General features: G+C 62.3%; 10 protein-coding genes and 1 pseudogene. 4 read left to right on the top strand and 7 right to left on the bottom strand.

What is annotated here, in order from left to right; all coding sequences use genetic code 11:
* Window positions 1–21: 21 nt before the first annotated feature.
* From FNL14_RS21220 to FNL14_RS23875, 7 genes are all read right to left on the bottom strand, one after another.
* Entirely contained in the window at window positions 22–1,755 is a 1,734-nt protein-coding gene (locus FNL14_RS21220; RefSeq protein WP_142064322.1) for a class I adenylate-forming enzyme family protein, read from the bottom strand.
* A gap of 97 nt (window positions 1,756–1,852) precedes the next feature.
* Complete coding sequence (locus FNL14_RS21215; RefSeq protein ID WP_181762737.1) at window positions 1,853–2,962, bottom strand: acyl-CoA dehydrogenase family protein; 1,110 nt, start codon at window positions 2,960–2,962, stop codon at window positions 1,853–1,855.
* Between the two features lies 1 nt (window position 2,963).
* Window positions 2,964–4,145 carry an acyl-CoA dehydrogenase family protein gene (locus FNL14_RS21210; protein ID WP_142064316.1) on the bottom strand — a complete coding sequence of 394 codons (1,182 nt, stop codon included), beginning with the start codon at window positions 4,143–4,145 and terminating at the stop codon, window positions 2,964–2,966.
* Window positions 4,142–4,963: an enoyl-CoA hydratase/isomerase family protein gene (locus FNL14_RS21205; protein ID WP_142064313.1), complete on the bottom strand. Its 822-nt coding sequence runs from the start codon at window positions 4,961–4,963 to the stop codon at window positions 4,142–4,144. The genes FNL14_RS21210 and FNL14_RS21205 overlap by 4 nt, the downstream gene beginning before the upstream one ends.
* Window positions 4,960–6,135 carry an alpha/beta hydrolase gene (locus tag FNL14_RS21200; RefSeq protein WP_142064310.1) on the bottom strand — a complete coding sequence of 392 codons (1,176 nt, stop codon included), beginning with the start codon at window positions 6,133–6,135 and terminating at the stop codon, window positions 4,960–4,962. The genes FNL14_RS21205 and FNL14_RS21200 overlap by 4 nt, the downstream gene beginning before the upstream one ends.
* Window positions 6,136–6,225: 90 nt before the next feature.
* Window positions 6,226–7,314: a homogentisate 1,2-dioxygenase gene (locus tag FNL14_RS21195; RefSeq protein ID WP_142064307.1), complete on the bottom strand. Its 1,089-nt coding sequence runs from the start codon at window positions 7,312–7,314 to the stop codon at window positions 6,226–6,228.
* Between the two features lie 266 nt (window positions 7,315–7,580).
* Window positions 7,581–8,156 (bottom strand): DoxX family protein, encoded by a 576-nt coding sequence (locus FNL14_RS23875; protein ID WP_370455900.1) that lies wholly within the window; start codon window positions 8,154–8,156, stop codon window positions 7,581–7,583.
* Between the two features lie 531 nt (window positions 8,157–8,687).
* Here FNL14_RS23875 and FNL14_RS21185 point away from each other — a divergent pair.
* From FNL14_RS21185 to FNL14_RS23865, 4 genes and pseudogenes are all read left to right on the top strand, one after another.
* Window positions 8,688–10,322 (top strand): FAD-dependent oxidoreductase, encoded by a 1,635-nt coding sequence (locus tag FNL14_RS21185; RefSeq protein ID WP_142064301.1) that lies wholly within the window; start codon window positions 8,688–8,690, stop codon window positions 10,320–10,322.
* Window positions 10,323–10,372: 50 nt separating this feature from the next.
* Window positions 10,373–12,469, top strand: coding sequence for an FAD-dependent oxidoreductase (locus FNL14_RS21180; RefSeq protein ID WP_370455899.1), 2,097 nt, complete (start codon window positions 10,373–10,375; stop codon window positions 12,467–12,469).
* 49 nt (window positions 12,470–12,518) lie between these two features.
* Window positions 12,519–12,866: pseudogene (locus FNL14_RS23870) on the top strand (hypothetical protein); the annotation flags it as partial.
* A 402-nt stretch (window positions 12,867–13,268) separates the two neighbouring features.
* Window positions 13,269–13,523, top strand: coding sequence for an SDR family oxidoreductase (locus tag FNL14_RS23865; protein WP_142064292.1), 255 nt, complete (start codon window positions 13,269–13,271; stop codon window positions 13,521–13,523).
* The last annotated feature ends 21 nt before the right edge of the window (window positions 13,524–13,544 follow it).

The following is a 13,544-nucleotide window of genomic DNA, read 5'->3' as shown; positions in this document are numbered from 1 at the left end:
CACCAGGTGAGAATACATACCTCAACTCTCAACCACGAAACTCCCTGAAGGGCGGCCGGGGGAAGAGATCGCCCCGGACTCTATGCGCTCCTGCAGCTGGAACTTCTGGATCTTTCCGGATGCGGTCTTCGGCAATTCATCGGTGAAGAACCAGAGGGTCGGGCGTTTGTGACGAGCCAGCTGCTCATCCGCGAGCAGCCGTAGTTCCGCCTTGATGGCGTCGATCGCAACGCCGCCGCGTACCTTGACAACTGCGGCCACGCACTCGCCAAGCCGTTCCTCCGGAAGGCCGATCACCGCAACTTCCAGCACGGCTGCGTGCACCGACAGGACGGACTCGACCTCTGCGGGCGAGATGTTCTCCCCACCACGGATGATGACGTCTTTTAGGCGGCCAATGATGCTAAGAGTGCCGTGGGCGTCCATCACCCCCAGATCCCCGGTGTGAACCCAGCCGTCCTCATCCTTTGCGAGTGCCGTCGCCTGCGGGTCGTGGAGGTACCCCGCAAATGCCTGGTAACCGCGCGCGCAGATCTCCCCCGACGTGCCGGTCGGCTGGGTGAACCCGGAAATTGGGTCTATGACCTTGCACTCAACGTTCATCAGAGGGCGACCTACGGAGTGGACGGCGTCGTGCCGGCTCGCGTCCCGTCCCACGACGGTCAACACCGACGACAATTCGGTCTGCCCATACACGATGTGAAACTTTGCACCGAAGGCAGATTCGGCGGAGCCAACCAGGGCCGGCGGGACGCTCGACGCGCCGCCAACGAGAGCGCGTACGGGCGGGAGGTCCACACCGCGGTCTTCGGCCTCGGCCAACACCCTGGCTAGCACCGCAGGGACATGGAACAAGACATCCGGCCGCTCTCGCACCACCGTGTCGAGAATGAGTCCGGCGTCTGGGCGGGGCACAAGGACCATCGTCCCGGCGAGCCAGAGCGGCCCCAAGGTGCAGGTGACGCAGCCGGCCGTGTGGAACATCGGTAAGGGTGTGACACAGATGGACCCTCGCTGCGCACCGATGGCCTCCATCGTGAACCGCGCGTTATTAACCAGCGCCCGGTGAGTCAAGAGTACACCTTTGGGAAGACCCGTCGTCCCAGAGGTGTACTGCAACATCGCGATGGAATCAGGGTGCACGACCGGGAGCTCAAAGCCGGGATCATGGTCCTGCCACGACCCGATCTCCCCGACACTGATCACCGTCTGCAGGTCCGGGCACGAAGACCGGGCAGCCTCGATGTCGGCGGAGAGGTCGGCGCCACGGGAGGTCCGGCCATGGATCAGCGCCACCGAACGTGAATGCCCGATGACGTAGGCCAGTTCCTGGCGACGAAGGCTCGGATTGACCGCGACGACGATGATCCCGCTCAGCGCCGCGGCGTACTGGATGAGCGGCCACTCAATCGTGTTCGCGACGCATACGGCCACGTAGTCGCCGGGCTTGGCAACCGTGAGCAGCCCGAGTGCCACCCTTCGAGCCTCCGAGTACAGCGCCGCAAAGGTCAAACGCACCTCGCGGCCCTCGTGGTCCTCACCCACGAGAGCCTCGACGTCCGGGTCCGCCTGGGCGCGGGCATACAGGACGGTACCAGCCGTTTCGTCCACCACGGCACTGGACTGCACGGCCGGCCACCACGAGTCCGTCAGCTCAGGACCGCTCACGCCGCCCCCGCCCTTCACAGCGCTCTGCTCGGCACGCAGCAGCCGACCCGGGAGCTCATGGCCCACGACCTCGCGTGCGACCTGCACCGCGCGGACCAGTCTGCCGAGATCGCCGGGGCGGGCTTCTCGTCAACCGCTGGCATCGGCGGACGAGCGAGGTCGTGGATGTCGTCGTGATGAACGGTCATGACGATCGCTCCCCGGACAAGAGCGATCGCCCGAGCTGGAGGCTTAGATCGGATTCGTCCCCGTACCAGCCTTGCAGCCCTATCGCGTGCAGGAACCACACGTGAAGCTCATGCTCGGCGGTGAATCCGATGCCGCCGTGAACCTGCAATGCTGCCTCGCCGACCCGCCGGGCTGTTCCGGCGGCGCAGGCTTTGGACTCAATTCCGGCCCAGTGGAGGCGGCTGCCATCGGCACCGCACTCGTCGGCCCGCACTTCGCACAGAGCTTCCAACAGGATCGTGTCGACGGCCATGTCCGCGAGAATGTGTTGAACCGCCTGGAAGGAGCCGATCGGCACACCGAACTGCTCCCGGAGCTTGGCGTAATCGACCGACATGTCCAGCAATGTCCGGCAGACGCCGGCAAGCCGGCATGCCGTCAACAGACGAATTCCTCCTCTTATGCGCTCCAGGTGGGACTTGAGCTGGGTTTCGGGTTCGTCGCTGACGATTTCGTAGCTCGTGTGATCGAAGTGCACCGTGGCGAGGCAAGCGGTCGTGTCCAGGTGCGGCTGCGAGGTGATGGTCACGGTGTCGTCATTTGCGTTCACGAGCACGATGGATGTCGTACCGTTTTCGCCATCCACCACAACCACGATGTCGTCCGCCGTCGCGGCGTACCTGACCATGTCGATGTTCCCCAGGAGTTGACCGTCGACCAGCCGTGGTCGTGTGGCCTTGGCCTGGCCGGTCGCGGCTCCGTCGGCGAACGCCAACTGTCGTTCCCCAGCGATCGCCGACTGCAGCCTCTCGTACGAGGACGGTGTGGCAATGCGCAGTAACATCGGCGCCACGAGTGCATGCTCGAGCAGCGGCCCGGGCGCCAGGGCACGACCGAAACAGGCGAACAATGAACTCATGGTGTGCAGTCCGAGACCCAGACCTCCGGATTCCTCGTCGACAAGAACCGTGAACCACTCACCGTCGACGGCCGCTGACCAGATGTCCTTGCTCCGCCCTTGTCGCATTGCGTCGTGCCGGATACTGGGCCGACTCATAAGGTCTTGGAGTTGTTGTTCGACCTCTCGCGTGAGTTCTGCTGCGAGCAGCGTTTCCTGAGTTGTCACCTCAGCGTCCTTTCGGGAGACCGAGCAGGCGCTCGGCGATGAGCGTCTTCTGGATTTGTGCCGAGCCGCCATACACCGAGGCGGCCCGACCGTAGAGATAGTCCTTGGAGATACCTTCCGCGTCCAGGCCTCCGGGTCTCGATGAGATCGCCAAGCGGTACGCGCCCAGGAGGTCCAGGGCCGTACCGGCCAGGTGTTGCTCTGTACGTCCGAGCACAAGCTTGTCCACCGAATCCATGGGCGACGGCACGTCGCCGCTTGCCAATCTCCTGGCTGTCTGGCTGGACAGCGCCCTGAAGGCACTCAGTTCAAGGTCTAACCGGCCGATTCTTTCTGCGAGGCGCTCATCCGGCTCCCCAGTCGTGTTTGAGCGCACCGTGTCCAGCATGTCGGAGAAGCTGATCTCGTTCTCCACTCGGCGACGGATCGCATAACCTGCACGCTCCCAGCCGAGAGTATCCATCGTCAGGCTCCACCCGCCGTTGATTTCCCCGAGCACGTTCTCGAGCGGCACACGCACACCATCGAACATCAGCTCGTTGAACTCTGCATCGCCGTTGAGCATGGCAATGGGGTTCACCGTGATTCCGGGCGAACGCATGTCAACGAGCACATAACTGATCCCGCGGTGACGTGACTCCAGGGTCCCCGTGCGCACGAGAACCGCACACCAGTCCGCGTTGGTCGCCCAGCTGGTCCACACCTTGTGTCCGGTGATGACCAGTTCGTCTCCCTCGATGACGCCGCGGGTCCGCAACGACGCCAGGTCCGACCCAGCGTCCGGCTCCGAGAAGCCCTGGCACCACACATCCTCACCGGCCAGCAGGCGTGGGATGAATCGGTCATGCTGCTGGGCCGTCCCGTACTTCAGGATCGTCGGACCCACGACCTCGAGCCCGATGGAACCAACCGGCTGTGGCGCTCGAGCATGAGCCAGTTCAAGTGAGAAGGCGAGCTGATGATCGACTGTAAGTCCCTGCCCCCCGACCGACTTGGGCCACTGGATCCCGACCCAGCCGGCGTCGTACAGACGTCGATGCCAGTCACGAAGCACAGCAGCACGCTTCTCAAACTCCCGAGGAACAACTGGCAGCTCGGTCTCATCGAGCCACGCGCGGGCAGCACGCCGATACGCCTCGATGTCGGCAGCAGTGTCGGGGTCGGCGGGTAACGTGTCGGTCATTTTCGCTCCGAGGGGTAGTGGGGCGGTCGCTGCTCAAGTGTCGCTTGCCGTGCCTCCCGGGAGTCCGGGTGGCCAGAGATTTCGCGCGTCAGGCTCTGCTCGAAGATGTATCCCTCCTGCAGATCCATCGTCTCGATCGTGTTGAGAGAACGCTTCGCAGTACGGATCACCTCGCCGCTGTGACGAGTAATGGCAGCCGCGTATTCGTGCGCGCGAGTGAGCAACTCGTCAGCGGGAACGACTTCGATGACGCCTCCGACCTGTTCCAGACGCCTCACGTCAATCGGATCTCCCGTGAAGTACATCCAGCGAACCAGTGGCTCCGGCACGAGACGAGCGAGATGTCGCGCACCCCCCATGATCCCCACGCTGACCTCCGGGGTGCCGAATCGGGCAGTCGTCGCGGCGATGACGAAGTCGCAGGATGCGGCGATCGCCAGACCCGTGCCCACTGCGGCACCCTGGACGGCGGCGATGACCGGAACGGAACAATTCTGGATCGCAAAGAAGGCTGCACGTACCTCGGCCATCCGCTCATCAGAGTTCTCGGGTGTCAAGGTCCCGAACTCGTGCAGATCATTGCCTGCGCAGAAGTGACGGCCTTCTCCGGCCAGGACGACGGCCTTAATGCCCGGCACGAAACGCTCAGGGTGTGAGAAGAACCTTTCGATCTCCCTGTACATCGCCTGCGAGACCGAGTTCACGGGCGGTCGAGTGAACCACACCGTCACGAGGGCCTCGTCAACCTCCAGTCGGAGGAATTCGAAGGCTTTGTCGTCTGCTCCGGTGGTCGCCACCGCCTGCGTGTTGCTGCTCATCGGGCCCGGCCAAGGTCGTACCGGTCCGTCCATGAGCCGAAGAGATCGGCAGCAACGTCAAGGTGCTGCCGGCTGTCGCCGCCGCTGAAGTAGTGATTTGCGCCGTCGATCGTATGCAGCTCCTTGCGGTCGTGTTGGATGCCGGCGAAGAAGTCGTGCGGGTGGCTAGGTGGACAGGCATCATCGGCACTGTTCACGATCACCAGTACTGGCACAGTGATGCGGTCGGCGCTGTCCACCGCGTCCACCTGCGCATGCTGCATGGACCACTGCGACAACCAGCCTCGCGTGGTCGTGAAGCGCGCGAGGCCGGCGGTGCTCTCGTTCGCGATCCGTGGATCTCCAAGATAGGAATGGCCGGCGATTCGATCGTTCGGATCAACTGCGGGATCGAGCCAACGTAGATCGGCCATCGTTCCGTGCACTACGAAGCAGTGGTCCTCGACACCGCGACCCGTGGACCTCAATGCGCTCAACCGGCTGAGAGCACGTTCGGTGATGCGGTTGTTTCGTTCGTGCTGGGCGGCCCGGTACCGCTGGATGTATTCGTCGGTGTAAGGAGGCTGGTTCGGGTTGCGTGCATCATAGATGTTGAGTTCCGGCTCGCGCTCGTCTGGCCGGTCCTCGTCGAGGATCGAGGGATCAAGGAAGTCGGTCAACAGATGGTGGCGACTCCTGTGCGCCGCCAACACTGCCAACGCGTCACCGGGAATGAGCTCGGTCTCTGCGAGAGCAGTCTCCTCACCGGCCGCTGTCCGAGTGATGACGCGCTTCTCTGCCTCGGCCTGATAGCCCGCCATCAACGCTCCGCCGCCGCTCCATCCAGCCAGAATGACCCGCTCATACCCCAAACGTTCCTTGGCATCACGCACACAGGCTGCAAGGTCGAGAAGGGCATTCTCCATCTGCAATGCCGCATCACCCATGCTGTACCGAGTCGCGCAAGCAATGACGTGATGCCCAGCCCGCGCCAGTTGCGAGAAGGCCGGAAGATAGCCTGGAGAGCCGACGGGATGCATTCCGATCACGACGGTCGTGGACGGTTCGTCGCCTCTCAAAAGCTGCGCCTGCAGTACGACGGCGTCACCGATGGAGCCATAGATCTCTTTGCGGGGACCGAGGTCGCGACTCACGATCAGGTACGGAGTGCGGGTGTATCGGGTGGGGTTCATGACGCGTTAACCTTCGGTATAAATGATCGTAGGGAGCACACTCTCGACAAGCGGTAATTCCTGCATCCTTATGAGGCGTGACATTGAGTCTCAGTCATCCATCACGGCCGCTTGCAAGACCTCGTCCAGCTTCAGCGGCAGAATCGTCTCGATCATGATGATCTGCCAGGTGATACGTGAGTGGTCGTCCCATTCGCGCCGTGACTTGTCTCGAGCACGTTCCGGAAATCCGTGGTTGATCCCCTGTGGGTCGTGGCTGACCAGGCCCTTGTGAAGAGGGCGCCCCAACGATTCTCCGCCATGGATAAAAGCAATCTCGTCATAGTCAGCGTTGCGGTGGTACCAGGGAATGCGCTCGGTGCCTTCGATCGACTCGAAAGGACGAGGCAGCAGGTTGATGATGTTGACGCCCTCCGCTACCAGGAAGACGTGCATCGAGGGCGGAAGATGCAGGCTGTCGGACATGATGACATTCCAGTCCCGCACGTTGAACGTAAACGGGAAATAATCGCCTTTCCACCCCTCTACGTCGAACGGGTGGTTCTCGAGCTTCAAAGTCGAGTACTCGGAGTCGTACTTCACCCGCATCTCAACGCCTCCGGTCGAGGGCGCGACCGTTGACGGATCGGGCACCCGAATCGTGTCCGGGTCAAACGGTGCGTGACGTCCCAGCCCGACGTACGTCGGGGCTCGTTGTTCGCCAACGGTTTCGATCCCGAACAGTAGGGTGCTCTCGGACTCGATGACCCATCGATGAGTGATGGCCTTGGGGATCACGACATAGTCCCCGGGCTCGAAGCTCAACGGACCGAACTCGGTCTCGACGATACCCCGCCCTTCATGCACGAACCAGCACTCGTCACCATCCACATTTCGCTGGACGAACGGCATGGTCTTGCTACGACGTGACAGCCAGATCGTCGCATGCGCATTGTAGTACAGCCGCTGAGGTCCGCCGTCCGCATCGGTCATATCTGAGGGGACTATGTCGTGCAGGTCCGCCGCCGTAGAACGAAACCGTCCAGTGGCCTTGAAAACGGTGGGGTCCTCGCGCCGGTAGAGTACGGCTTCCCTGCCGTCGAAGCCTCCCCGGGTGAGCTCATCGTCCTTGAGGTCGCCGATGTCGCGATGTGCTTGGGGGCTCGTTCGGCCCTTGCTGTGCTGAATCAAAGTACGCATTAATGCCGCCAATCGTCGAGTCATCCTGGAGAGAACTGATGAATCAAACCTATGACGCAACCAAGCAAAACGTCAAGCCCTTTACGATTTCGTTTCGTTGACCCGGGTTTTGTATGAGGGCGTGGGGCGTTGTTCCGGGGCAGGCCAGCGGTCAGCAGTGACCAGTGACCCGAAAGTGTCGGCCAAGACGACCAGCGCCACGTGCACGCCGGACGCACTCAGTCGCACCCTGTTCCGGCCGTGCCCGGGCCGTCTCACCATCGAACTCAACCCCCAAACCCAGGCGGGCGCGCGCCCGGTCGCAATAGCCTCCACGGTGGTTCCGGCACTAGCGGCGAGCGGGACGGCTTGATAGCCGTCAGCCGATCGGTAGTCGGCCACGCTGGGCCCACTGGTTCAAGACGCCGGCGAAGTCCCTGCCCGGCACCACCGGAAAAGCGCTGCTCCCTCATGGCCCTTGAGGTAGCTGTTTGGCAGAGCCCGTCTCGAAGGCGTTCGTTCACCGGGGCGGCGTGGGCCCCGCACCTCGCGCTCCGCGGGGCTCGCAAGGGCTGCCGGATGAGGATGTGCATGACGACGGTGTACGCGATCCTGGGCGGGCTCCTCGCGGGGGAACACGGGTAACGGCCGCCAATGCCATGGCCGCCACGAACCCGACCGCCCAAGGGCGCGATGCCAGGGCTCGCCGACAGGATCAGGCCGACAGCGGAAGACGACTCAACCGTACCGATGAGCCGCACCGTTGCGGTGGAGAAATTCTCGAGCCACCGCAAGCGCGAAAGCTTCTCCCGCGGATCAGTCAACTTCGCCACTCCCCTCATGGCGAACACGGCGGCTGGCAGGATCCGGATAATCCAGAGGACGGCGCTCAGCGGGGCCCCACCCCCGTTATGGAGGGTAGCTTCTACTTCTGCGGCGAGCAGAACAGCAGCTGGAAGCCATGTACCGGCTCGGCGTAGGTGCAGTCGTGTGCACTCCCCCGGGCGACGCCGAGCGAATCGAGCGGCGGGGATCCCAGCGCCCGTGGGTTGTTGGCCAGAACGGCTCGGCTGAGGTAACGATACCTCGCCGGAACTCGTAAAACTCTTGACAAGGTTCTGACGTCCACATTAGCGTCTCCTAGCATGCATACGATGCCTGCCCGCACAACGAGCGTGGATCCGTAGTTTCCCGATTTCTTTGAACTCATCACGGGGAGTTCCGCGAATGCGGGGCGCAGCATCTTCAGTGACACTCAGCAGGCCTCAGTCCGCGGGGTGTTGAGCTGACACCCGGGAGATTATCTCGGAGGGCATCTCCGTGCCAATGGACCGTTGACCACGGCAAATCCAACGAGCAAGCCACCGCAGATCGAGTCAAGGAGTGCGCAATAAATGGATGTCAACGTAGACGTGGTCGTGGTCGGTGCGGGTCAAGCCGGTCTTGTGGCGGCGGTTTTCGCCGCATCGCGGGGAATGACCACGACGCTGATCGAGGCGCGGGACGTGCTCGGTGGAACGGCCGCGAAGTCCTCGGGTGTGATGTGGATTCCCAACAACCGTTTCATGCGCCAACATGGCGTCTCTGATCCTCGTGACGATGCGCTTCGCTACATGGCGAGACTCGCAACGCCGAGACATTACTCGTCAACGCATCCGACATTAGGCTTGGCTGACTGGGAACTCGACAGTGCCGGTGTGTTCTACGACCACGCCTCCCGAGCGTTGGATTCACTCATCGACATCGGCGCGCTGGATGTAGTTTACGATCCGACCTTCGTCGACTATTACGCCCACCTGCCAGAGAATGTGGCTCCCTACGGGCGCACAGTGTTTCCGCGACCCGGCCACGGTAAAGCTACCGGTGGAAAGGCCGCAACCGATATCCTGGCTGACCGTGCCGCAGCGCTGGGAGTCTCCATCCTGACCAAGAGCCACGTCGTCGATGTACTCGTTGACGACGGCGCGGTGGTTTCTGTCATCAGCGAAGACAATGAAGGGCGTCGCACTAAGTTCAACGTCGGCGGTGGCGTGATTTTTACAACCGGCGGCTTCTCTCGAAACCCCACCATGATGCGCCAAAATGTTGCGCTGCCTTACGGACCAGGGTGTGCTGTCGCAACCAATACCGGCGGGTTCGTTCCCATCGCCCAACGGCTGGGAGCGCAGTTCGACGGCATGGATAAAGTATGGGCAGCACCGATCGTTTTTGAACGGACTCTGCGCGAGCCTGAAGCCGTGTGCGCGAGCTTCTACCTCCCAGGCGACGGATTTCTGATCACTGACCTGCGCGGCCGCCGGGTCGTTGATGAGAAGGCACCGTACAACGATTTTACCAAGGCATTCTTCGATTTCGACTGGCAGGGCGCCCGTTACCCGGCCATTCCCATGATCATGATCTGGGATGCCGACCACGCGCAGATCCATGCCGGCTCTCGGCTCGGCAACCCTGTCCCCCCGGCTGACGTGGATGGATACTGGGTCGTCGAGGGCGCCGACCTCAACGAGCTCGCCCAACGAGTAGAAGAGCGGCTCGCCAGCCTCGCCGCAGAGTTGCCTCAAGCCACGTTAGACCCCAACTTCGCCACCACTCTTGCGAGCACGATTGGCCGTTTTAATCACCAGGCAGCCGACGGGGTCGACGAGGACTTCGGTCGCGGCGCAACGACCTACGAGCAGCAAATGGCACTGCGCATGGGCCCTGGTAAGGGGACGAACCCGACGCTACGGCCCCTGGCCGAAAACGGACCATACTACGCTACCCTGCTGACACCTGCCGCCTTCGACACCAAAGGGGGTCCGCGTATCGATGAGCATGCACGAGTTGTTGACGTGGCGGGACAGCCGATTGAGGGCCTGTACGCGGCGGGGAACTGCGCCGCATCCCCTACAGGCGAATCTTATTGGAGCGGCGGCGCCTCACTGGCCTTGGCTATGTGTTTCGGCTACCTTGCCGCCGAGCACAGCACACAGCGAGCGGCCGAGCGGGCGGCGCAGCAGAACCACGAAGAAGCGCGTATAGCCAACTGAACGTGCACCACAGCCTTGAGCACACGTCCGGCGAGAATTGAGGCACCACCATCAAACTGCTCACCCCCATCGACGTCGGTGGACACATTTTACAGAACCGGGTTGCAATCACCGCACATAGGTTCGACATCAACGCCTACTCTCCGGCTCAGGACGGTGAGCAATATCTGGCCTATCTAAGGAGCCTTGTCTCGGGGGGCGTCGGCCTGGCGATGACGCAGGCGATTCCGGTGCCGCCGGTGGACGGTGAGCACCCGTTTTCTCTGCACTACCTCCAGGATCGCTTGTCACAAGCGGCCGAGATTATCCATGAGTCCGGGGCTCTCGCACTCGTCCAGACGATCCACAAAGGCATCACCGGTAGCAGCGGCGGGGATGCCACAATCGCTTGGAACGGCAGACCTATGTGGGGTTTCAGCGCAGCCCAATCCGAGACCGGACCGGAGGTCGGTCATGAGATGACTTCCCGTGAGGTCGAGTCACTCATCGAGGGCTGGGGGCGAACGGCCGAACTAGCAATCGAATGCGGCTTCGACGGAGTGGAACTACACGGCGGTCACGGCTACTTGCTGCACCAGTCGATTTCTCCTTGGGCAAATCGACGGGACGACGAATGGGGGGACCACCTCAGTTTCTGGAAGGCGCTGCTGTTGCGAATCCGAGCGGGAATTGGACCGTCAGCATTGCTAAGTGCGCGAGTACCAACCAAAGACCTCCGCAGTCCACACCAGGGAGGAAACTCCGATCAACGATTGCGTGAGATCGCCTGCGAGCTAGTGGCGACCGGACACATCAGCCTGCTGAACCCCAGTGAAGGTTCCAGCCCCCTGCACTATCCTCGCACCGTCGGCAGTTACCGCCGTCCGCACGCCGATTTTATGGAAGGCGTCGCGGAGTTGAGACTCGCGATAGATGGGCGCGTCCCGGTACTCGGTGTGGGGCGCATTGTCACGGTCGAAGAAGCTGAGACAGCGCTGCAGAATGGCAACTGCGACATTGTTGGCATGACTCGGGCTCACATCGCCGATCCGAGGGTCCTTCCCAACCTCCGCCAACAGCGAACCCAGGAGACTCGTACCTGCGTCGGAGCCAACCACTGCATCGACCGCATCTCAGTCGGAACGTACGCCATGTGCTTCCACAACCCCGATGTTGGCCGCGAGCACCAACTTCTCCCGTTGCGAGCTACACACCGCAAGGACGTCCTCGTGGTTGGCGCCGGACCTGCAGGCCTAGCGGCCGCAGTGACTGCAGCAGCCAACGGCCATCGAGTGAAGCTGATAGAACGCGAGCTTCAACTCGGCGGTCGCCTGGCCACAATTGACCCGATCAGCTCAGCGGTGGAACTCGTCGAATCAGTCCGATTGCTCGAACGCCAAGCCCGCAGTCTCGAGGTCGAGATAGCGGTCGGAATGAAAGCATCCTCAGAACTGTTTGACGAGGCACCATTTGACGCCATCATCCTGGCGACTGGCTCAAAGCCAGGCCCATCCACATTTAAGACTGACGGTTCGATACCTTACGTGCCGACGGATCAAGCGGTCCGCAGCGCCCGTGCAACGGGGGCACGTGAGGTGCTCGTTTATGACACGCTCGGCAACGACGAAGGCGCAGTCGTCGTTGAACAGCTCGCAGCCCTGGGCTGCCACACGACCATCGTGACACCGCTGCCGGCGGTCGGCTCGTACCTCGGCATCACCCACGCCACTGATCATGTGCCGCGCCTCCTGGACCTCGGCTGCACGCTGTATGAACGTTCCACCATCAGTGCAATACTCGACCACGAGGCCTCGATAGGCAACACATTGAACAGCAGCGAGGCCAGGTTGCGGCCAAATCTGGTCGTGCTTGCTTGTGATCGCATGCCGGAGATCGCACTACAACTCGCTGCGGAACGAGCGTGCCCCGATGTTCGCGTCGTTGGCGACGCTACAGCCCCCGGGCTGCGATGGCTGCCTTCATCGAAGGAACGGACGCCGGACGGCGCTTGGGCGTCGTCCGGCCTCCCACTGAACCCAGCGTCGAACTCCGGTCTCCGACGTGAATCGAACAACCAATCAACGAGGAGCGTGAACGGAACAAAGTGGAAAATCACATGGAATTTGACACCGGCGCGTCCGCCGACTGCAGCAGCGGGAAAGGCTTAGGACTGCAAGGTGCCGCAGATCGGCGACGTAGGCGGTCTATGACTATTACGCTGCAGTCGACAAAGGCGATCGACGAGCTGTGCGCAACTCGACTAGCGCAGCTCTACAATTCCGGTTCGCGAACGCCGCGCCCCAATCGGGCCGAGAGTCCGTTCGCCTCGCGGGGGAGAAACTTCGTTCAATTGCAACAGGGATGGTTCACGATATTGAGACCGTCCATGTGGATGAATCAGCGTCCTATGCAACGGTTGAGCTGACGATGACCTATAAAATGCCGGGTGAGGACCTTCAGGTGCCAGCATGCGTGGTCCTAGGCTTCAGCGACAGTGACCTGATCTCTGAGTACCGAATCTACGTTGACGTTTCTGCCCTTGGCGTGGACACTCGCGCTTGGTAGAACCGAAGTGTCCTGCGCGTCCAGCCGGCGGATTCAGGTCCACCGGGGCCGTGGGGACCCCCTAGGACCGATGGGTCCACGCGGCTCCCAGGCGCTGCGAAACGCCGCAATACAGGGCGCTGCCGTCCCCACCGTCAAGGGTTCTTAGGGACTCCAGGCGCGGTGGACCGATCGGGACTATCACTCCTGAACGCATGGCCGAGCCCGCTGCCCGGATCTGGGCAAGGCTTCCCGATCTTTCGGTTGGGATCCACCTCCTGACATGCGCGGTGCCGGGTGGCGACCGCCCTCCGCCACACAGATCGGCATTTCCCAGTCCGATGCGTCCGTCGGGGGACTTGATGGGTGTCCGTTCGCCCTAGTGCCAGGCAACATCGTTTCGGAGGAGCTGGGAGCAGCCAGATGTGTGTTCCATGTCCCTGCCATCCTGGCGAGGGTGTTGGCGGAGGCCGAATACCGCGGCGTGGACCTACCGGTGGCCGTACATACCTCACGAACCGCGTCCCCCTGCAGAGGGCAGGGTTGCCGGACGTTGTTGCTGGCCTGGTTTGCTACTTGGCCAGAGAAGCGGCGAGCTACAGCGCCGGCGCGGACATCGTGGTTGACAGCGGCGAGTCCCCCGGCCGCCCTTCAGGGAGTTTCGTGGTTGAGAGTTGAGGTATGTATTCTCACCTGGTG

Origin of the sequence: Pseudarthrobacter sp. B4EP4b (assembly GCF_006680095.1) — a bacterium.
Taxonomy (GTDB): Bacteria; Actinomycetota; Actinomycetes; order Actinomycetales; family Micrococcaceae; genus Arthrobacter.
The sequence above is the reverse complement of the archived record's forward strand: the minus strand, read 5'-3'. Positions and strand labels throughout refer to the sequence as shown.